Raw genomic sequence first — 20849 nt, forward strand, 5'->3', positions numbered from 1 at the left:
GAGGCACGATGAGCGAACTGATTCGTGTACCCGACATCGGCAATGGTCAGGGTGAAGTGATCGAACTGCTGGTCAAGGTCGGCGACACTGTCGAGGCCGACCAGAGCCTGCTGACCCTGGAATCCGACAAGGCCAGCATGGAAATCCCCTCGCCGAAAGCCGGCGTGGTGAAGAGCCTGAAGGTCAAGGTGGGCGACACCCTGAAGGAAGGCGACGAGATCCTCGAGCTGGAAGTCGAGGGTGGTTCGGCTACCGCCGAAGCGCCCAAGGCCGAAGCGCCGGCCCCGGCTGCGGAAGCTCCGAAGGCAGAGGCTCCGGCCGCTGCCCCGGCGCCGGCTGCCGCGCCCGCCGCTGCCAGCGTCCAGGACATCCATGTCCCGGACATCGGCTCGGCCGGCAAAGCCAACGTCATCGAAGTCATGGTGAAAGCCGGCGACACGGTCGAAGCCGACCAGTCGCTGATCACCCTGGAATCGGACAAGGCCAGCATGGAAATCCCCTCGCCGGCTTCCGGCGTGGTGGAGAGCGTGTCGATCAAGGTCGGTGACGAAGTCGGCACCGGCGACCTGATCCTCAAGCTCAAGGTCGCGGGCGCTGCAGCCCCGGCCGCCGCAGAAGCTCCGGCTGCTGCACCGGCTCCGGCCGCTGCCGCTCCCGCACCGGCTGCCGCGGCCCCGGCCAAGGCTCCGGAGGCCGCTCCGGTGGGCGCTCCCAGCCGTGACGGCGCCAAGGTCCACGCAGGCCCCGCGGTGCGCATGGTCGCCCGCGAGTTCGGCGTCGAGCTGGGTGAAGTCAAAGGCACCGGCCCGAAAGGCCGCATCCTCAAGGAAGACGTGCAGGCGTTCGTCAAGGAACAGCTGCAACGCGCCAAATCCGGCGCGCCGGCTGGCGCCAGCGGTGGTGCGGGCATCCCGCCGATCCCGGAAGTCGACTTCAGCAAGTTCGGCGAAGTGGAAGAAGTGGCCATGACCCGCCTGATGCAGGTCGGCGCCGCCAACCTGCATCGCAGCTGGCTGAACGTGCCGCACGTGACCCAGTTCGACTCGGCCGACATCACCGAGATGGAAGCCTTCCGCGTGGCCCAGAAAGCCGTCGCGGAGAAGGCCGGCGTCAAGCTGACCGTGCTGCCGATCCTGCTCAAGGCCTGTGCCCACCTGCTCAAGGAAATGCCGGACTTCAACAGCTCGCTCGCCCCCAGCGGCAAGGCGCTGATCCGCAAGAAGTACGTGAACATCGGCTTTGCCGTGGACACTCCGGACGGTCTGCTGGTCCCGGTGATCAAGAACGTCGACCAGAAGAGCCTCCTGCAGCTCGCCGCCGAAGCCGCCGAACTGGCCGAGAAAGCGCGCACCAAGAAGCTCTCCGCCGACGCCATGCAAGGCGCTTGCTTCACCATTTCCAGCCTCGGCCACATTGGCGGCACCGGCTTCACGCCGATCGTCAACGCGCCGGAAGTGGCGATCCTGGGTGTCAGCAAGGCGACCATGCAGCCGGTATGGGACGGCAAGGCCTTCCAGCCGCGCCTGATGCTGCCGCTGTCGCTGTCCTACGATCACCGCGTGATCAACGGGGCGGCCGCCGCGCGCTACACCAAGCGCCTGTCCGACCTGCTGGGTGATATCCGCACCCTGCTGCTGTAAGAGTTGTAAAAGGCCGGCCCCGTGCCGGCCTTCCTCTCGACGAGCACGCCACGCTCGTACTCTCCAGCCCTGCCGGATGGCGGGGCTTCTTTTTGTCCGGACCGGCGGTCACGCCTGGCTCCCGGCGCCGCCTCAACTTCGCTCTGTGACGGCCGATACAGTCTTGGCTTGTCATGGCCCCGTGCCTCATGCAAATCTTGCCAACGCCCATAGAAGTCGGGCGAGGCCATGTACCTCGTCCAGCACCCTGGAAATCCACCGCGCATGAAGAGTCATCCCGATGCCGCCAGCCGTCAGGCGGCCGAGGTTGTCACGCAGCTTCCCGTCCCTTCGAGGCTCGGGATGCTGCGCTTCGAGCGCCTGAATGAACCCAGCTGGACCCTGCTGTTCCTCGACCCCGGCTGTGAACGCCAGATCGGCGTGCCGGCCCAGGACCTCTGCGGCATCCTCGACGCCCCCTACGCCAGCCTGATGGAGCCCGAGGCGCGCCATCGCCTGCATGAGCAGGTGCAGCAGCAACTGCTCAAGGACGGCCGTTACCGGGTGCGCTACCTGCTCCACTCGCCGCGCGGCACGCTGAACGTGCTGGAGGTCGGCGAAAGCTTCCAGCAACACGGCCGCCAGCTGCTGCATGGCTACCTGCTGCAGACCGAGGCAGACGAGCACGAAACCGAGCTGGACCCGCGCCTGCTGGACCTGGAAGCGCAGAACATCCGCCTGAAGATGTCCCTGGAGATGTACCAGCGCTCCCAGGACGAACACCTGCAGCACCTGGTGCGCTCGCGCACCCAGCAGAACCTGATCGTGCGCCTGGCGCGTCACCGCTACCTGTCCAGCGACCCGCTGCTCGAAGCCGCCCAGCTGATCGCCCAGGCCGCCTGCGAGGCCTATGACGTGGCCCGCGCGGGCATCTGGCGCCTGCACACCGACCATCGCCTGGAAGCGGTGACCATCTACCGCCGCGACACCGACCAGTACGAAAAGCCGCAGGACATCGACGCCAGCAACTTCCCCAACTACCTCGACGCGGTCCACAGCGGCCGCGCCATCGACGCCCACAACGCCCAGCAGGACCCGCGCACCCAGGAACTGGCCCAGCGCTACCTGCGCCCGCAGGGCATCAGCGCCATGCTCGACGCCACCATCCGCGTCGGCGGTGAAGTGGTCGGCGTGCTCTGCCTGGAACACGTCGGCGAAGTGCGCATGTGGCAGAGCGACGAGATCGCCTTCGCCGGCGAGCTGGCCGACCAGTACGCCCAGGTGCTGATGAACCACGAGCGGCGCAACGTCTCCAGCGCCCTGCACCTGTTCCAGCGCGCCGTCGAGCAGAGCGCCAGCGCCTTCCTGCTGATCGACCGAGACGGCCTGGTGGAATACGTCAACCCGAGCTTCACCGCGATCACCCAGTACGGCGCCGACGAAGTGCGTGGCCGCCGCCTGCCGGAGCTGCCGGCACTGGCGAACCTCAGCGAGCTGCTGTTCGACGCGCGCTCCACCCTGGTCACGCAGAACAGCTGGCAGGGCGAGTTCCGCAGCCGGCGCAAGAACCTCGAGCCCTACTGGGGCCAGCTGTCGCTGTCCAAGGTCTACGACGACAAGGGCGAGCTGACCCACTACATCGGCATCTACGAAGACATCACCCAGAGCAAGCTGGCCCAGCAGCACATCGAGAAGCTCGCCTACCGCGACAACCTCACGGGCCTGGCCAACCGGCACTTCTTCATCAACGCCCTGGAAGAGCGCCTGCAGGTGGGCAGCGAGCACTCGCTGAGCCTGCTGCTGGTGGACATCGACAACTTCAAGCGGATCAACGACAGCCTCGGCCACCAGACCGGCGACAAGCTGCTCTCGAACCTCGCCCGGCGCCTGCGCAGCAGCCTGAGCGACAGCGCCACCCTGGCGCGCTTCGCCAGCAACGAATTCGCCGTGCTGCTGGAGGAGTCCGTGGCCGGCCGTGGCGAGAAGGTCGCCGCGCAGATCCTCGACGTACTCGACAAGCCGCTGTTCGTCGACAACCAGCTGATCAGCATCACCGGCTCCGTGGGCATCGCCTACGCGCCGCAGCACGGGCAGGATCCGCAGACCCTGATGAAGCACGCGGGCCTGGCGCTGCACAAGGCCAAGGCCAACGGCAAGCACCAGGTGCAGACCTTCACCGAGGCGATGACCGCCGAGGCCAGCTACAAGCTGTTCGTCGAGAGCAACCTGCGCCGCGCGCTGGTGCAGGACGAACTGGCGGTGCACTACCAGCCCAAGCTGTGCCTGCGCAGCGGCGCGCTGCTCGGCCTGGAAGCGCTGCTGCGCTGGCAGCACCCGGAGAAGGGCATGATCCGCCCGGACCAGTTCATCAGCGTCGCCGAGGAAACCGGCCTGATCATCCCCATCGGCAAATGGGTGATCCGCCAGGCCTGCCGCCAGGTGCGCGAGCTGGCCGCCAAGGGCCTGGGCGAGCTGCACATGGCGATCAACCTGTCGCCCAAGCAGTTCAGCGACCCGGACCTGGTCGGCTCCATCGCCGCGATCCTCCACGAGGAAAGCATCCCGGCCTGCCAGCTCGAGCTTGAACTCACCGAAAGCCTGCTGCTGGACGCCACCGACGACACCCGCCAGCAGCTGGAGCGCCTGAAGAGCCTCGGCCTGACCCTGGCCATGGACGATTTCGGCACCGGCTACTCGTCGCTGAGCTACCTGAAGAAATTCCCCATCGACGTGATCAAGATCGATCGCAGCTTCATCAAGGACATCCCGGACAACCAGGACGACATGGAAATCACCTCGGCGGTGATCGCCATGGCCCACAACCTCAAGCTGCAGGTGGTCGCCGAAGGCGTCGAGACCGCGGCCCAGCTGGCCTTCCTGCGACGCAACCGCTGCGACATCGGCCAGGGCTACCTGTTCGACAAGCCCATCCCCAGCCACGACCTCTCCTCCAGCCTGCAGCGCTACCCCTGCCGCCCGCACTGAGCCGCACTGGCACGGCGTGCCCGCAGCCATCCCCGCTCCCGGAAAAAACGCTGTAATCTTCGGCGACTACCCGAGTCTATTGCCGCCCCTATTCAGAGGAGACGAATGCCATGACCCTGCGCTCGCAAATACTTGCCCACAAGCTGGAACTGCCCAGCTCCGCCCAGGCCCTGCCGGGGCGCGAGAGCCCGATGCCGGTGCCCGAAGCGCATTACGTCAATGGCCGCCCGCTGTCCGCGCCCTACCCTGCCGGCGTGCAGCAGATCGTTGTCGGCCTGGGTTGCTTCTGGGGCGCCGAACGGCGCTTCTGGCAACAGCCAGGCGTGTGGGTCACCGCGGTGGGCTATGCCGGCGGCTACACGCCGAACCCGACCTACGACGAAGTCTGCTCCGGCCTGACCGGCCACAGCGAAGTGGTACTGGTAGCGTATGACCCGCGCGAAACCAGCATCGAAGCGCTGCTGAAGGTGTTCTGGGAATCCCATGATCCGACCCAGGGCATGCGCCAGGGCAACGACACCGGCACCCAGTACCGCTCGGTGATCTACTGGTTCGACCAGGCGCAGAAAGCCGCCATCGATGCCAGCCGCGCGGCCTTCCAGAAGGAACTCGACGCCAAGGGCTACGGCGCGATCACCACGGAAATCCGCGAAGTGCCGCCGTTCTACTACGCCGAGGCCTACCACCAGCAGTACCTGGCGAAGAACCCCAACGGCTACTGCGGCCTGGGTGGCACGGGCGTCTGCCTGCCGGCGTGAACCTTCGTTGGCCACACCACGAAAAAGCCCCGGCACTGCCGGGGCTTTTTTCATTCGGCGATCAGCCAGTCCACCTGGCTGCTGCCTTCGCTCTGCGCCAGTGTCTCGGCCAACCACGGCAGCAGGCCGCGCAGCTCTTCATCCAGCGGCCACGGCGGGTTGACGATGACCAACCCGGAACCGTTCAGACGATCAGCCGTGTCGGCCGGATGCACGCAAAGCTCCACGCGCAGCATCTTCGGCGCCGAGCTGTTCTCCAGGCGCTGGTAGAAGCGCTTGAGCTGGCGGCGGTCCTTGATCGGGTACCAGATGGCGACCACGGTCTGGCGCATGCGGCCGACGGCCTCGTCCAGCGCGGTCACGCAGCGCTCCAGATCATCCGGCTGCTCGAAGGGCGGGTCGATCAGCAGCACACCGCGCTTCTCGGAAACCGGCAGGAAGGCACGGGGCAGCAGCCAGCCGTCGCCCTGGTGCACCGAGATGCGCCGCTCGCCGGCCATGTTGGCCTTGAGCAGGCGACCGTCTTCCGGGTGCAGTTCGTTGAGCATCACCCGGTCCTGCGGGCGGGTCAGGCGACGCGCCAGCTCCGGCGAGCCGGGGTAGAACTCCAGGCCGCCATCGGGATTCAGTGCGCTGACGACGCCCAGGTAATCCTGCAGCAGCTCCGGCAGGTCATCGCGCTCATACAGGCGGCCGATGCCCGACTCCCACTCGCCGGTGCGACTGGCTTCGTCGCCCAGCAGATCGTACAGGCCAATGCCGGAATGGCTGTCGAGGTAGGCGAAGGGCGTGTCCTTGCGCGCCATCAGCGCGAAGATGCGGGCGAGGACGATGTGTTTCAGCACGTCGGCATGGTTGCCGGCGTGGTAGGCGTGGCGGTAGTTCATGGATAGCGGACTCCTCAAGGCGCGCAGTTTAGGTCCTGGGGCGGGTGCGGTGCGAGTCCGCCGTCGCCGGGGCCCGCCGGGAGGCCGGGCGTTTTAGCCCTTTATCACGCTCATGGATGATTCTGTGCGCGCTTCATTCACCAGACTAGACTGCGCCGATTCCCACGGAGGTCGATCCATGTCCGAGACCCTGCTCAGCTCCCGCAACCTCGCTTTCGAACTCTACGAAGTGCTCGACGCCGAGGCCCTGACCCAGCGCGAACGCTTCGCCGACCACAACCGCGAGACCTTTGACGCCGCCCTGGGCACCGCCCGCGGCATCGCCGAGGAGCTGTTCGCCCCGCACAACCGCAAGAACGACGAGAACGAACCGCAGTACGTCGATGGCGGCGCGGTGCTCATTCCGGAAGTGAAGCCGGCGGTGGACGCCTTCAACGAGGCCGGCTTCCAGAACGCCTCGCGCAGCTTCGAACAGGGCGGCATGCAGCTGCCGCACCTGCTGTCGCGCGCCTGCTTCGCGCACTTCCAGTCGGCCAACATTGCCACCTCGTCCTACCCGATGCTGAGCATGGGCTCCAGCCACCTGATCGAGACCTTCGGCAGCGAAGAACAGAAACACCTGTTCCTCCAGCCGATGATCGAAGGCCGCTGGTTCGGCACCATGGCCCTGACCGAGCCCCATGCCGGTTCGTCCCTGGCCGACATCCGCACCCGCGCGGAACCGGCCGCCGACGGCAGCTACCGGATCAAGGGCAACAAGATCTTCATCTCCGGCGGCGACCACCCGCTGTCGGACAACATCGTCCACATGGTCCTGGCCAAGTTGCCGGACGCACCGCCCGGCGTGAAGGGCATCAGCCTGTTCATCGTGCCCAAGTTCCTGGTCAACGACGACGGCTCGCTCGGCGCGCGCAACGACGTGACCCTGGCCGGCCTGTTCCACAAGATGGGCTGGCGCGGCACCACCTCCACCGCGCTGAACTTCGGTGACAAGGGCGAGTGCGTCGGCTATCTGGTCGGCAAGCCGCACCACGGCCTGGCCTACATGTTCCAGATGATGAACGAGGCGCGCATCGGCGTTGGCATGGGCGCCATCATGCTCGGCTATGCCGGCTACCTGTACTCCCTGGAGTACGCCCGCGAGCGCCCACAGGGCCGCCCGGTGGACGCCAAGGACCCGACCTCCGCGCCGGTATCGATCATCGAGCACACCGACGTGCGACGCATGCTGCTGACCCAGAAGGCCTACGTCGAAGGCGCCTTCGACCTCGGCCTGTACGCCGCGCGCCTGGTGGATGACTGCGAGACGCTGGCCACCGAAGAAGAACGCAAGCAGGCCCACGAGCTGCTCGACCTGCTCACCCCGATCGTCAAATCCTGGCCCTCGGAGTTCTGCCTGAAGGCCAACGAGCTGGCGATCCAGATCCTCGGCGGCCACGGCTACACCCGCGAATACCCGGTGGAGCAGTACTACCGCGACAACCGCCTGAACCCGATCCACGAAGGCACCCACGGCATCCAGTCGCTGGACCTGCTCGGCCGCAAGCTGGCGCAGAACAACGGCGCCGGCCTCAAGCAGCTGACCCGCCTGATCAGCCAGTGCTGCGAGCGCGCCAGCGCGCACCCGTCGCTGGACAAGCTGCGCGAGCCGCTGGAGCAACTGATGGCGCGCCTGTCGGCGACCACCCTGAGCCTGCTCGGCGACCTGATGCAGGGCCGCGTGGCCCAGGGCCTGGCCAACTCCGCGCTGTACCTGAAGGTCTTCGGCCACGCCGTGATCGGCTGGCGCTGGCTGGAGCAGGCCATTCGCGCCGAGGAAGGTCTGGCGCGCGGCGATGCGTCGGACACTGACTTCTACCGCGGCAAGCTGCAGGCCGCGCGCTACTTCCTGACCTGGGAAGTGCCGTCCTGCCACCACGACCTGGCCCTGCTCGAAGGCCGCGACGATACCTGTTCCACCATGCAGGACGCCTGGTTCTAGGCCCCCGCATGTCCCTTTCGCCCCGGTCACGTCCGGGGCTTTTTTATGCCTGTGGAAAAGTGCATATCTGACAGGGATGCAGCAGTAAGCCGAGTTAACTGAAGGAAAATTCCGACAACAACAGCTGACCAGGCCGACAGCGAAGCCGGGGGCGTTTGCCGTTGAATGGCGCCCGCGCAACTTTTCGCCTTCACGACCATGGCCATGCATCCCTCCTTACTCGCCACCACTTCACGCCGCTGCCTGCATCTCTTCCCGCTCTTCGCCATCACTGCGGCGCTGGGCTGCGTGCTCGCGCTGTTCAATACCCGCCCTGCCGACGCGCTCCCCCAGAGCGACCCGCAAGGCAAACTGGCGTCCCCACTGAATTCTGCACCGATCTTCACCGATCCCAGCACGGAAGCCCTGCAGCACGCTGACGACTACCTGCAGAGCATCGACAAGGCCATGTTCAACGGTCTCGAAGTCCTGCGCGGCGGCGACGGCAAGTCGATCGCCGCGCAGAGCCGCTACTTCAATGCCCTGGTCAACGCCGGCTACGCCCAGTTCGGCTCGTCCTACTACGACCCGCTGGGCAGCTGCGGCGTCGCCGGTAGCTCGGCCCGCCACCTGTGGCATACGCAGGTGCGCGCCATCAGCGGCGAGGCGAACATTGCCGGCGAAGTGAGCAGGGCCCGCACCACCTTGCAGCGTGATCGCCAGGCCTGCCTGGATGCCGTTCGGCTGCCGCTGGAGGAGACCATCACCTGGGCGCCTATCGAGCTCGCGGCCCTCGATCTGCTGCCGCTCGCGCGAGGGCTCCCCGCCTGGCCGGAAAGCGCCGCCGAACGGTCCTCAACAAACCTTTGACAGCCTTGTAAATCCGCAGGTTAGAATCGATTGGCATGCGGCCTGCATCCTGATCCCCAAGTAGCGTCGCCACTCCCCTACTCCCCAGGAGGTCGACACCTTGGATGCCGTGGCCATCAACAGCTATTTCCTGATCGCTGCTGTGCTGATCGGCATGAGCATCCTGGTCAGCTCGCTGTCCTCGCGCCTGGGCATCCCGATTCTGGTCATCTTCCTCGCCGTGGGCATGATCGCGGGCACCGACGGCCCCGGCGGCATCGGCTTCTCCAATTACCCCATGGCCTACCTGGTGGGCAACCTGGCACTGGCGGTGATCCTGCTGGACGGCGGTTTGCGCACAAGGGTGTCGAGCTTCCGCGTCGCACTCTGGCCGGCCCTGTCGCTGGCCACCGCCGGAGTGCTGATCACGGCTGGCCTCACCGGGGTTGCTGCCGCCTGGCTGTTCAAGCTGAGCTGGATGGAGGGCCTGCTGATTGGCGCCATCGTCGGCTCCACCGACGCCGCAGCGGTGTTCTCGCTGCTCGGCGGCAAGGGCCTGAACGAGCGGGTCACCGCCACCCTGGAAATCGAATCGGGCAGCAACGACCCCATGGCGGTGTTCCTCACCGTCACCCTGATCGACATGCTCGCCCACGGCGAAAGCGGCCTGTCCTGGAGCTTCCTCTGGCACTTCCTGCGCGAGTTCGGCATCGGCTCCATCCTGGGTCTTGCCGGTGGCTGGCTGCTGCTGCAGGTGATCAACCGCATCCATCTGGCCAACGGCCTCTACCCGCTGCTGGCGATCAGCGGTGGCCTGCTGATCTTCGCCCTGGCCAACGCGGTGCACGGCAGCGGCATCCTCGCCATCTACCTGTGCGGCCTGGTGCTGGGCAACCAGCCGATCCGTTCGCGCCACGGCATCATGCACATGCTCGACGGCATGGCGTGGCTGGCGCAGATCGGCATGTTCCTGGTGCTGGGCCTGCTGGTCACGCCCCACGACCTCTGGCCCATCGCCCTGCCCGCCCTGGGCCTGGCGCTGTGGATGATTCTCTTCGCCCGCCCGCTGTCGGTGCTGGTCGGCCTGTTCCCGTTCCGCGCCTTCCACGGCCGCGAGAAGGCCTTCATCGCCTGGGTCGGCCTGCGCGGCGCGGTGCCGATCATCCTCGCGGTGTTCCCGCTGATGGCCGGGCTGCCCAATGCCCAGCTGTTCTTCAACGTGGCCTTCTTCATCGTGCTGGTTTCGCTGCTGGTGCAGGGCACCAGCCTGCCCTGGGCCGCCAAGCTGCTGCGCGTGGTGGTTCCGCCCGACCCGGCGCCGATCTCCCGCGCCGGCCTGGAAGTCCACCCGACCAGCGAGTGGGAGCTGTTCGTCTACCACCTGAGCAAGGAAAAATGGTGCATCGGCGCCGCCCTGCGCGAGCTGAAGATGCCCGAAGGAACCCGTATCGCCGCGCTGTTCCGGGGCACCCAACTGCTGCACCCGTCCGGCAGTACCATCCTCGAGGCCGACGACATTCTCTGCGTGATCGGCCACGAGCATGACCTCTCGCCGCTCGGCAAGCTGTTCAGCCAGGCGCCGGATCGCGGCCTGAGCGCACGCTTCTTCGGCGACTTCGTCCTTGAGGGCGACGCCCAGCTATCCGCCGTGGCCTCGCTCTATGGCCTGAAGCTCGAAGGCGTCGACGGCGAGCAGAACCTGGGCCGCTTCATCGCCCACGAAATCGGCGGCCAGGCGATCATCGGCGACCAGGTGGAATGGAACGGCCTGACCTGGACCGTGGCCGCCCTGGACGGGAACAAGATCCGCAAGGTCGGGGTCAAATTCCCGGAAGGCCGTCCCGGCCCCGGTCTGTTCCTCTGACCGCCCACCGGCGCCCGCTTGCGGGTGCCGGCCAGCCAGCACTACCCTCACTCCACTTTTTTCGCACGAGCCGCTGAACGCGACCATGTCATTCCTGCTGCGTACCCTCCTGACTGCCGTCCTCCTGGGCGGCTCGCTCACCGGCCTGCCCGCGCTGGCCGCCGATACCACCGTCCCCAGCGCCGAGAAGGTGCAGCAGAGCCTCGACGGCCTGGCCGACCGCAAGCTCAGCGATGCCGAAGCCAAGCCGCTCAAGGCCAGCCTGGAGAACACCCTGAAGCTGCTGGCGGCCAAGGATGACAGCGAGAAGCAGCTCAGCGAGCTCAACGGCCGCCTGGCCGATGCGCCCAAGCTGATCAGCGAGAACCAGAAGGCCCTCGGTCGCCTCAAGAGCAGCGCCGACAAGCCCGCCGCCCAGCGCTACGGCGGCTACAACGCCACCCAGCTGGAAATGCTCCTCAACGAGCAATCCACCCAGCTGGCCGCCTGGCAGAAGGAGATGATCGACGCCAAGAGCGAGATCCTCACCGCGCAGACCCGCCCAGAGCGCGCCCAGGCCGACCTGAGCAAGAACCAGACGCGCCTGCTGGACATCAACACCGCCCTCAAGGCCGGCAAGGAAGGCGCCAAGCCCCTGACCGACGAACGCCGCAACGAGCTGCTCGCCGAACAGGCCGCGCTGACCGCGCAGAACCTGCTGCTGCGCAAGCAGCTGGCCGGCAACAATCTGCTGCTCGACCTCGCCTCCAGCCAGCGCGACCTGTTGGCCGAACGCATCGGCCGCGAAGAGCGCGAAACCCTTGAACTGCAGGCGATGATCAGCGACAAGCGCCGCGAGCAGTCGGAGAAGACCGTCGCCGAGCTGTCCAAGGATGCCGACCAGGCCGCCGGCACCGACAGCCTGCTCAGCCACGAGAACGCCGCCAACCTCAAGCTCTCCGACTACCTGCTGCGCACCACCGACCGCCTCAACACCCTGACCCGGCGCAACCTGGAAACCAAGCAGCAGCTGGACAACCTGACCCAGGGCGAACAGGCCCTCGACGAGCAGATCAACGTACTGCGCGGCAGCCTGCTGCTGTCGAAGATCCTCTACCAGCAGAAGCAGTCGCTGCCGGTGATCAAGACCGACCAGGACCTCGCCGACGAGATCGCCGACCTGCGCCTGTACCAGTTCGAGTTGAACCAGAAGCGCGACGAGATCAACAACACCCAGGTCTACATCGACAACCTGCTGGCCCAGCAATCGCAGGAAAGCGTCACCCCACAGCTGCGCCACGACCTTTCCGAGCTGGTGGACACCCGCCTGGAACTGATGGAGCGCCTCAACCACGAGCTGAACGCGCTGCTCAACGAAGCCATCACCCTGCAGCTGAACCAGAAACAGCTCAAGGAAACCAGCGGCAGCCTGCGCGCCACCCTCGACGAGCAGATGTTCTGGATCCCCAGCAACCGCCCGCTGGACCTGTCGTGGTTCAAGATGACCCCGACCCTGCTGCACCACCAGCTGGCCGAAGTGCCCTGGGGCTCAGGCGTCAAGGAGCTGGGCGAAGGCCTGATCGACCGGCCCTTCCTGTTCCTGCCGTTGCTCCTGCTGGTCGCGGCCCTGCTGTGGAAGCGCAGGTTCCTCTACGACAAGCTGGAATCGCTGAACGATGACATCGGCCACTTCAAGCGCGACAGCCAGGCCCACACCCCGCTGGCCCTGCTGCTCGCCGTGCTGCTGGCACTGCCCGGCACCCTGGCCCTGGCCATCGCCGGCCTCGCCCTGCTGCTCGACGCCCGCGGACAGAACGCCACCCTGGGCAGCGCGCTGCTGGAGATGGCGCAGGTCTGGCTGGTGTTCTACACCGCACACCGCATCCTGCGGCCGGGCGGCATCGCCGAGCGGCACTTCCACTGGAGCCAGTCGCAGGTGCAGTTCCTCGGCAAGCTAATGCGCCGACTGGGTCTGGTGGTGATGTCGCTGGTCGCCGTAGTCACCGTCGCCGAGCACTCGCCGGCCTCGCTGGCCGATGACGTGATCGGCATTGCCGTGGTGCTGTTCGGCTACGGCGCCATGACCTGGCTGCTCGCCCAGCTGCTGTTCAAGAGCCCGTCCAGCGAGCGCCCGTCGATGATCAAGATGATCGTCGGCCTGGGCTTCACCGCCCTGCCGGTGGCGCTGTTCCTGGCCGTGGGCTTCGGCTACTACTACACCGCGCTCAAGCTCACCGACCGCCTGATCGACACCCTGTTCCTGCTGATGTTCTGGATGGTGGTGGAAGCCACCTTCGTCCGCGGCATGGGCGTCGCCGCCCGCCGCCTGGCCTACCAGCGCGCCCTGAAGAACCGCCAGAACGCGCCCAAGGAAGGCATCGAAGGCACCGAGGTGGTGGAAGAGCCGACCCTGGGCATCGAACAGATCAACGAACAGTCCATGCGCCTGATCCGCCTGGGCCTGCTGATCGGTTTCGTGGTCACCCTGTACTGGGTCTGGGCCGACCTGATCAGCGTCGTCTCCTACCTCGACAACGTGACCCTCTACCAGTACACCAGCGGCACCGGCGACGCGGCGTCCACCACGCCGATCAGCCTGAGCGACTTCCTCATGGCGCTGGTCATCGCCGCCGTGACCGTCGCCCTGGCGCGCAACCTGCCCGGCCTGCTGGAAGTCTTGGTGCTGCAGCGCCTGACCCTGGCCCAGGGCAGCGCCTACGCCATCACCACCCTGCTGTCCTATACCATCAGCGGCATCGGCTTCGTCAGCGCGCTGTCCACCCTCGGGGTGAGCTGGGACAAGCTGCAATGGCTGGTGGCCGCGCTGTCGGTCGGCCTCGGCTTCGGCCTGCAGGCGATCTTCTCCAACTTCGTCTCCGGCCTGATCATCCTCTTCGAGCGCCCGGTACGGATCGGCGACGTGGTGACCATCGGCACGCTGTCCGGCACCGTCAGCCGGATCCGCATCCGCGCCACCACCATCACCGACTTCGACCGCAAGGAAATCATCGTCCCCAACCAGACCTTCATCACCGGCCAGCTGGTGAACTGGTCGCTGAGCGATACCGTCACGCGCGTCACCATCAAGATCGGCCTGGCCTACGAGAGCGACCTGCCGCTGGCGCGCAAGATCATGCTCGACGCCGCCCACGCCAACACCCGCATCCTGCGCGACCCGGAACCGGTGCTGTACTTCACCACCATCAGCGCCAGCACCTTCGACTACGAGCTGCGCTTCCACGTGCGCGAGCTGGGCGACCGCAACCCGGCGGTGGACGAGACCCTCACGCGCATCGCCCTGGCTTTCCGCGAAGCCGGCATCGACATGGCCTTCAACCAGGTCGACGTGTTCCTGAAGAACTTCCAGGGCCAGGAAGCCCAGGTCATCGTCGGGCAGCAACCCGCCGCCATACCCGTGAAGATCAGCGGCCCCCAGGGCACCGACAAGCCCGGCGGCGACAAGGCCTGAGGGTGGACGCCTTCGGACAAGTCCGAGCACAATGCTCGGACTTGTCCGGAGTTAGATTGTGAAAAAGCTCGACGAACTGACCTTCGATAACCGCTTCGCCCGCCTGGGCGACGTGTTTTCCACCCAGGTCCTGCCCGACCCCATCGCCGATCCGCGCCTGGTCGTCGCCAGCCCCGCCGCCATGGCCCTGCTCGACCTCGACCCAAGCGAGGCGGCAAGCCCGCTGTTCGCGGAAATCTTCGCCGGCCACAAGCTCTGGGAAGCAGCCGACCCGCGCGCGATGGTCTATTCCGGGCACCAGTTCGGCTCCTACAACCCGCGCCTGGGCGACGGCCGCGGCCTGCTGCTGGGCGAAGTGGTGAACGAGGCCGGCGAGCACTGGGACCTGCACCTGAAGGGTGCCGGACAGACGCCCTACTCGCGCATGGGCGATGGCCGTGCCGTGCTGCGCTCGTCGATCCGCGAATTCCTCGCCAGCGAATACCTTGCTGCCCTGGGCATCCCCAGCAGCCGCGCGCTGTGCGTCACCGGCTCCAGCACCACGGTGTGGCGCGAGTCGAAGGAAACCGGCGCCATGCTGCTGCGCCTGGCGCCCAGCCACGTGCGCTTCGGCCACTTCGAATACTTCTACTACACCAAGCAGGAAGACCAGCTGCGCACCCTCGGCGAGTTCGTCCTGCAGTCGTACTACCCGCAGTGCCTGGATGACGAGAAGCCCTACCTCGCATTCTTCCGCGAAGTGGTCGAGCGCAACGCCGAGATGATCGCCTACTGGCAGGCCTACGGTTTCTGCCACGGGGTGATGAACACCGACAACATGTCGATCCTCGGCATCACCTTCGACTACGGCCCCTACGCCTTCCTCGACGACTTCGACGCCAACCATATCTGCAACCACTCCGACGACACCGGCCGCTACTCCTTCAGCAACCAGGTGCCCATCGCCCACTGGAACCTCGCGGCCCTCGGCCAGGCACTGACGCCCTTCGTCGAAGTGGACGACCTGCGCGCCACGCTGGACCTGTTCCTGCCGCTCTACCAGGCCAGCTACCTGGACCTCATGCGCCGCCGCCTAGGCCTCACCACGGCCGAAGAGGGCGACCTGGAGCTGGTGCAGCGCCTGCTGCAGACCATGCAGAAGGGCGCCGTGGACTACTCGCTGTTCTTCCGCCGCCTCGGCGACCAGGCACCGGAGCAGGCGCTGGCGGTGGTGCGGGAAGACTTCGTCGACCTCGCCGGTTTCGACGCCTGGGCCACCGACTACCAGGCCCGCACCGAGCGCGAAGGCGGCAGCCAGGACGAGCGCCGCGCCCGCATGCACTTGGTCAACCCGCTCTACGTGCTGCGCAACTACCTCGCCCAGGAAGCCATCAGCGCCGCCGAACAAGGCGATTTCAGCGTGGTGCGCCGCCTGCACGAAGTACTCAGCAAACCCTTCGAAGAACAGTCCGACGCCGAGGTATTCACCCGTCGCCCGCCGGACTGGGGCCGTCACCTGGAGATCAGTTGCTCCTCCTGAGGCGGTTATAAGCTCAGCGAAAAGCGATCTAGCGGCGCCCCGCCAGCATTGCTCCCGGTCATTGACCGGGGCCGGGCGCCGCTCGCATCCTCGGGGCTTTCTGCCACAAGGACGCTCGAACAATGAAACCGGAAACCCTGGCCATCCACGCCGGCTACAGCCCCGACCCGACCACCAAGGCCGTGGCCGTGCCGATCTACCAGACCAGCTCCTACGCCTTCGACGACACCCAGCACGGTGCCGACCTGTTCGACCTGAAGGTCGCCGGCAACATCTACACGCGCATCATGAACCCCACCAACGCGGTGCTGGAGGAGCGCGTGGCCGCACTGGAAGGTGGCGTCGCGGCGCTGGCCGTGGCTTCCGGCATGGCCGCCATCACCTACGCCATCCAGACCGTCGCCGAAGCCGGCGACAACATCGTCTCGGTGGCCAAGCTCTATGGCGGCACCTACAACCTGTTCGCCCATACCCTGCCGCGCTTCGGCATCCAGACCCGTTTTGCGCCGCACGATGACATCGCCGCCCTCGAAGCAGTGATCGACGAACGCACCAAGGCGGTGTTCTGCGAATCCATCGGCAACCCGGCGGGCAACATCGTCGATCTCCAGGCCCTGGCCGATGCTGCGCACCGCCACGGCGTGCCGCTGATCGTCGACAACACCGTCGCCACACCGATCCTCTGCCGCCCGTTCGAGCACGGCGCGGACATCGTCGTGCACTCGCTGACCAAGTACATCGGCGGCCACGGCACCAGCATCGGCGGCATCGTCGTCGACTCCGGCAAATTCCCCTGGGCCGACAACAAGGTGCGCTTCCCGCTGCTCAACACGCCGGATGCGTCCTACCACGGCGTCACCTACACCGAAGCCTTCGGCCCCGCCGCCTTCATCGGCCGCTGCCGCGTCGTGCCGCTGCGCAACACCGGCGCCGCACTCTCGCCGTTCAACGCCTTCCTCATCCTGCAGGGCCTGGAAACCCTCGCCCTGCGCATGGAGCGCCACTGCGAGAATGCGGTGAAAGTCGCGCAATACCTGCAGGACCACCCGCAGGTCAGCTGGGTGAAATACGCAGGCCTCGCCGACCACCCCGAGCAGGAACTGGCGCTGCGCTACATGGGCGGCAAACCCGCGTCGATTCTCTCGTTCGGCATCAAGGGCGGGCAGGAAGCCGGCGCGCGCTTCATCGACGCGCTCAAGCTGGTGGTGCGCCTGGTCAACATCGGCGACGCCAAGTCCCTGGCCTGCCACCCGGCCTCCACCACCCACCGCCAGCTCAACGACGAGGAACTGGAGAAGGCCGGCGTGCCGCGCGACATGGTGCGCCTGTCCATCGGCATCGAGCACATCGACGACATCCTCGCCGACCTGGCCCAGGCGCTGGACGCCGCCGAGGCCTGACACCCGCATCACGCTCGCTTCAACCGAACCGCCGACCGGCTGCGCAGCAGGTCGGCGGTTTTTTTTGCCTCGACCATACGGTTCTGCCGAACGCTGCCGATAGCGACTGAGCGCGGTACTCCCGCCTGGCCCCCAATAACAACAATCTCCGAACGGCCTGACTTCACACAACCTTTCCTGGAGATCGTCAATGAACAGCTGGATTTCCAACCTGAGCGTGAATCTCAAGTTGGCCCTGGGCTTCGGCCTGGTCCTCGCCTTCACCGCCATACTCGCCATCGTCAGCTGGTTCGGCCTGGGCTCGCTGATCGACCGCAGCAACTGGATGAGCGACATCACCGAGCTGAACTCGCGCCTCACCAAGCTGCGCATCACTCGCCTGCAGTACATGATCGCCGACGGCGCCGAGCAGGAAGCCGCCAACGTCATGAGCACCCTGGCCGACTTCAAGGCGCAGCAGCAGAAACTGCGCGCGTCCTTCGTCAGCCCGGAGAACGTGCGCATGCTCGATCAGCTCGGCGGCATCATCGGTGACTACGAGAAATCCCTGGCCGCCATGCGCGCCGGCTACCAGAGTGCCGGCATCACCCGCCGCACGCTGCAGGACAACGCCGCCCGCGCCAACGAGCTGACCGCGCAGATCCAGCAGGACATCCTCAAGGCCCCCGCCGACGAAGAGCGCGCCACCCGCTTCCAGGCCATCACCGGCACCCGCGAAGACCTGCTGCAGGCCCGCTACGACGTGCGCGACTACCTCGCCACCGCCCTCACCAGCAACGGTGACGGCGTGACCCGCGGCCTCGACGAAAGCATCGCCGGCCTGCCGGCCCTGGAAAGCGTGCTCGGCGTCGCCGAAGCGCAGTACGTCCAGCAACTCGGCAGCGCCCTGCGCACCTACCGCGACGCCGTCGTCACGCTGCGCCAGAACATGGCCACGATCGTCCAGGCACGCAAGGAAATGACCACCCAGGGCCAGGACATCGTCAAGATCAGCGAAAATCTCTACCAGCTGCAGCTCGATCGCCGCGACGTCGAAAGCGCCAAGGCCCGCAGCCTGCAAACCCTCGTGACCCTGCTCGCGCTGGTGCTCGGCAGCATCGCCGCGCTGATCATCACCCGCCAGATCACCCGCCCGCTGCACGACACCATGGCCGTGGTCGACCGCATCGCCGCCGGCGACCTGTCGCAGACCATCCAGGTCAGCCGCCGCGACGAACTGGGCCGCCTGCAGCAGAGCATGCAGCGCATGAGCCAGAGCCTGCGCGAGCTGATCGGCGGCATCCGCGATGGCGTCACCCAGATCGCCAGCGCCGCCGAAGAGCTCTCCGCCGTCACCGAGCAGACCAGCGCCGGCGCCAACACCCAGAAGGTCGAGACCGACCAGGTCGCCACCGCCATGCACGAGATGTCCGCCACCGTGCAGGAAGTCGCGCGCAACGCCGAGCAGGCCTCCCAGGCCGCCTCCGCCGCCGACCACCAGGCACAGGACGGCGACCGCGTGGTGAACAAGGCGGTCGAGCAGATCGAGCGCCTGGCCGAGGAAGTCGAACGCTCCGCCGAGGCCATGCAGCGCCTGGAGCAGGAGAGCGAGAAGATCGGCAAGGTCATGGACGTGATCAAGTCGGTGGCCGAACAGACCAACCTGCTGGCCCTCAACGCCGCCATCGAAGCCGCCCGCGCGGGCGAGGCCGGTCGCGGTTTCGCCGTGGTCGCCGACGAAGTACGCGGCCTGGCCCAACGCACCCAGCAATCTACCGAAGAGATCGAAGCCCTGGTCGCCGGCCTGCAGAGCGGCACCCGCCAGGTCTCCAGCGTCATGCTCGGCAGCCGCGAACTCACCGCCAGCAGCGTCGCCCTGAGCCGCCAGGCCGGCGAATCCCTCGGCGAGATCACCCGCACCGTCTCCAATATCCAGGCGATGAACCAGCAGATCGCCACCGCCGCCGAGGAACAGAGCGCAGTGGCCGAGGAAATCAGCCGCAGCGTGGTCAACGTGCGCGACGTTTCCGAACAGACCGCCTCGGCCAACCAGGAAGTCGCCGCGTCCAGCGTCGAACTTGCCCGCCTGGGCGGCCAGTTGCAGACACTGGTCAGTCACTTCCGCGTGTGACACGCAGGGGCAGGAAGCGCTGCCCCACCGACGAATCATCCGGCCTACCGGCCGGATCGCGGGCATGCGCCGGACGATCAGGGACCTGTTCGCGATCACGTCTGATGCCGGTGCCCGGCGGGACTACATCAAATTCCCGCCGTCCTACCCCGCCCAGACCCGCCTTTTCGCAAGCTCCTGCCAGACACGGTGGATTCCCCTTCCCGCCGGGTTTTCCTCTATCTCGAATCCGTAGAATGGCGACATCTTCCTGAGCAAAAGCAGCACGATGCAGGAATTTTTCTGCATGTTCCTCGCGGCGGAAGATTGCGATCCAGAACTGCCGAACGGCACGGATCGAAAGACGCGAGCCCCCGGTGCTACCAACACCGAAGGCCCGCTAACCACAATCAGTTAACAGGCAACTAATCATGGCTAAAACCGATGGTAAGGCACCCGCACACCCCGAAAAAGACCGTTTCCTCCCGCTGGGAACCGACTCACAACACCACGCCCATCCCCGCAACGCCACCCTCTACCTGCGCACCGACGCCCCTGCCGAAGAACTCTACAACGCCGCCGAAGACCGCCTGAGCGCCGTCATCGACCTGCTCGGCATCCTCTCCCTCTCCACCCTCGACGCCCAGCCGCTGCGCAACGTCCTGCAAATCAACCGCGCCCTCCTGCTGCTGGCCTCCGACGCCCACTCGCTGTACGAGGCAGACCACGCGCAACGCATCAGCCACAGCTAGCCCACGACGCGCACGGCCCGCCCCTGTAGGAGCGGGCCATGCCCGCGATCCGTCGGCGGCCGCCGACGCCAGCGACAGAGCAAGCCAACCCATGCATTTCGTCACGTAATACGACCGCCACGGACATTTTGTATGTACAAACGTCAATACGGAGAGCAGCATGCTATTCGAATGGGACGAAGCCAAGAACCTGGCAAACATCCGCAAGCACGGAATCGACTTCAACGACGCGTTGGAGCTGTTCCAGCAGCCCTACCTCGCACAACGCGATGACCGCGAGAATTACGCCGAGGAGCGCTGGATCAATCTCGGCCGAATAAGGTCGTTGATTGGAGTGGTCGTGAGCACCGAACGAGAAGGAGATGTCATCCGCATCATCTCCGCCCGGAAAGCCACCAGACGGGAGGCCAGACACTATGTCCAAACCATCGAAAACTGACTTCAAGCGCCTGAGCAAACTGAAGGACAAGGACATCGACACCAGCGATATCCCCGAGCTGGGCGAAGACTTCTTCAAGAACGCCGAAATTCATGTGCCGGCCAAGCAAGCCGTCACCATCCGCCTGGACGCGGACGTACTGGAGTGGTTCAAGAGCCAGGGGGCCGGCTACCAGACTCGCATCAACCAGCTTCTGCGGCAGTACATGCAGGCTCATCGAAACTGAGCTTCGCCACCGGGTACAGTTGATAATCCCCCGGATCGCCACCACCTAGCTCCC

At 66.2% G+C, this 20849-nt stretch carries 14 protein-coding genes; 13 read left to right on the plus strand and 1 reads right to left on the minus strand.

Translation table 11 applies throughout. The annotated features are described in order from the left end of the window. Positions 1–8 precede the first annotated feature (8 nt). From aceF to msrA, 3 genes are all read left to right on the plus strand, one after another. Positions 9–1640: a dihydrolipoyllysine-residue acetyltransferase gene (gene aceF, locus ABKS89_RS27625; RefSeq protein ID WP_348588360.1), complete on the plus strand. Its 1632-nt coding sequence runs from the start codon at positions 9–11 to the stop codon at positions 1638–1640. A 264-nt stretch (positions 1641–1904) separates the two neighbouring features. After that, positions 1905–4604, plus strand: coding sequence for a putative bifunctional diguanylate cyclase/phosphodiesterase (locus ABKS89_RS27630; RefSeq protein ID WP_138213974.1), 2700 nt, complete (start codon positions 1905–1907; stop codon positions 4602–4604). 110 nt (positions 4605–4714) lie between these two features. Beyond that, positions 4715–5362: a peptide-methionine (S)-S-oxide reductase MsrA gene (gene msrA, locus ABKS89_RS27635; protein ID WP_348588361.1), complete on the plus strand. Its 648-nt coding sequence runs from the start codon at positions 4715–4717 to the stop codon at positions 5360–5362. Positions 5363–5412: 50 nt separating this feature from the next. On the opposite strand, the gene ABKS89_RS27640 is transcribed toward msrA, so the two are convergent. Then, on the minus strand, positions 5413–6249 hold the full coding sequence (locus tag ABKS89_RS27640) for a 23S rRNA (adenine(2030)-N(6))-methyltransferase RlmJ (protein WP_138213972.1): 837 nt from the start codon (positions 6247–6249) through the stop codon (positions 5413–5415). Between the two features lie 178 nt (positions 6250–6427). Between ABKS89_RS27640 and ABKS89_RS27645 the strand changes: the two genes are divergently transcribed. The 10 genes from ABKS89_RS27645 to ABKS89_RS27690 all read left to right on the plus strand — a co-directional run bounded on the left by ABKS89_RS27645 (position 6428) and on the right by ABKS89_RS27690 (position 20795). Continuing rightward, positions 6428–8230, plus strand: coding sequence for an acyl-CoA dehydrogenase (locus ABKS89_RS27645; protein WP_348588362.1), 1803 nt, complete (start codon positions 6428–6430; stop codon positions 8228–8230). Between the two features lie 165 nt (positions 8231–8395). Further along, complete coding sequence (locus ABKS89_RS27650) at positions 8396–9079, plus strand: hypothetical protein (protein ID WP_348588363.1); 684 nt, start codon at positions 8396–8398, stop codon at positions 9077–9079. A 100-nt stretch (positions 9080–9179) separates the two neighbouring features. Beyond that, positions 9180–10922 (plus strand): potassium/proton antiporter, encoded by a 1743-nt coding sequence (locus tag ABKS89_RS27655; protein WP_138213969.1) that lies wholly within the window; start codon positions 9180–9182, stop codon positions 10920–10922. 85 nt (positions 10923–11007) lie between these two features. Beyond that, positions 11008–14370, plus strand: coding sequence for a mechanosensitive channel MscK (gene mscK, locus ABKS89_RS27660; protein ID WP_348588364.1), 3363 nt, complete (start codon positions 11008–11010; stop codon positions 14368–14370). Between the two features lie 58 nt (positions 14371–14428). Next, on the plus strand, positions 14429–15889 hold the full coding sequence (selO, locus tag ABKS89_RS27665) for a protein adenylyltransferase SelO (protein ID WP_348588365.1): 1461 nt from the start codon (positions 14429–14431) through the stop codon (positions 15887–15889). Positions 15890–16011: 122 nt separating this feature from the next. Beyond that, on the plus strand, positions 16012–17289 hold the full coding sequence (locus ABKS89_RS27670; RefSeq protein WP_348588366.1) for a bifunctional O-acetylhomoserine aminocarboxypropyltransferase/cysteine synthase: 1278 nt from the start codon (positions 16012–16014) through the stop codon (positions 17287–17289). A 325-nt stretch (positions 17290–17614) separates the two neighbouring features. After that, positions 17615–19399, plus strand: coding sequence for a methyl-accepting chemotaxis protein (locus ABKS89_RS27675; protein WP_518301062.1), 1785 nt, complete (start codon positions 17615–17617; stop codon positions 19397–19399). Between the two features lie 410 nt (positions 19400–19809). Then, positions 19810–20130, plus strand: a complete 321-nt coding sequence (locus ABKS89_RS27680) for a hypothetical protein (RefSeq protein ID WP_348588369.1) — start codon at positions 19810–19812, stop codon at positions 20128–20130. A gap of 160 nt (positions 20131–20290) precedes the next feature. Then, positions 20291–20569, plus strand: a complete 279-nt coding sequence (locus ABKS89_RS27685; protein ID WP_348588370.1) for a BrnT family toxin — start codon at positions 20291–20293, stop codon at positions 20567–20569. Continuing rightward, complete coding sequence (locus tag ABKS89_RS27690; RefSeq protein ID WP_138213962.1) at positions 20547–20795, plus strand: BrnA antitoxin family protein; 249 nt, start codon at positions 20547–20549, stop codon at positions 20793–20795. The genes ABKS89_RS27685 and ABKS89_RS27690 overlap by 23 nt, the downstream gene beginning before the upstream one ends. The last annotated feature ends 54 nt before the right edge of the window (positions 20796–20849 follow it).

Source organism: Pseudomonas sp. LABIM340, assembly GCF_040017195.2.
Lineage (GTDB): Bacteria > Pseudomonadota > Gammaproteobacteria > Pseudomonadales > Pseudomonadaceae > Pseudomonas.

Bases quoted from the DNA above. Each gene is read 5' to 3' on its own strand.
- ABKS89_RS27680 (WP_348588369.1), top strand. From the start codon at position 19,810: ATGGCTAAAACCGATGGTAAGGCACCCGCACACCCCGAAAAAGACCGT.
- ABKS89_RS27675 (WP_518301062.1), top strand. From the start codon at position 17,615: ATGAGCGACATCACCGAGCTGAACTCGCGCCTCACCAAGCTGCGCATC.
- ABKS89_RS27650 (WP_348588363.1), top strand. From the start codon at position 8,396: ATGGCGCCCGCGCAACTTTTCGCCTTCACGACCATGGCCATGCATCCC.
- ABKS89_RS27690 (WP_138213962.1), top strand. From the start codon at position 20,547: ATGTCCAAACCATCGAAAACTGACTTCAAGCGCCTGAGCAAACTGAAG.
- aceF (WP_348588360.1), top strand. From the start codon at position 9: ATGAGCGAACTGATTCGTGTACCCGACATCGGCAATGGTCAGGGTGAA.
- ABKS89_RS27640 (WP_138213972.1), bottom strand. From the start codon at position 6,249: ATGAACTACCGCCACGCCTACCACGCCGGCAACCATGCCGACGTGCTG.
- ABKS89_RS27630 (WP_138213974.1), top strand. From the start codon at position 1,905: ATGAAGAGTCATCCCGATGCCGCCAGCCGTCAGGCGGCCGAGGTTGTC.
- msrA (WP_348588361.1), top strand. From the start codon at position 4,715: ATGACCCTGCGCTCGCAAATACTTGCCCACAAGCTGGAACTGCCCAGC.
- ABKS89_RS27685 (WP_348588370.1), top strand. From the start codon at position 20,291: ATGCTATTCGAATGGGACGAAGCCAAGAACCTGGCAAACATCCGCAAG.
- ABKS89_RS27645 (WP_348588362.1), top strand. From the start codon at position 6,428: ATGTCCGAGACCCTGCTCAGCTCCCGCAACCTCGCTTTCGAACTCTAC.
- mscK (WP_348588364.1), top strand. From the start codon at position 11,008: ATGTCATTCCTGCTGCGTACCCTCCTGACTGCCGTCCTCCTGGGCGGC.
- ABKS89_RS27670 (WP_348588366.1), top strand. From the start codon at position 16,012: ATGAAACCGGAAACCCTGGCCATCCACGCCGGCTACAGCCCCGACCCG.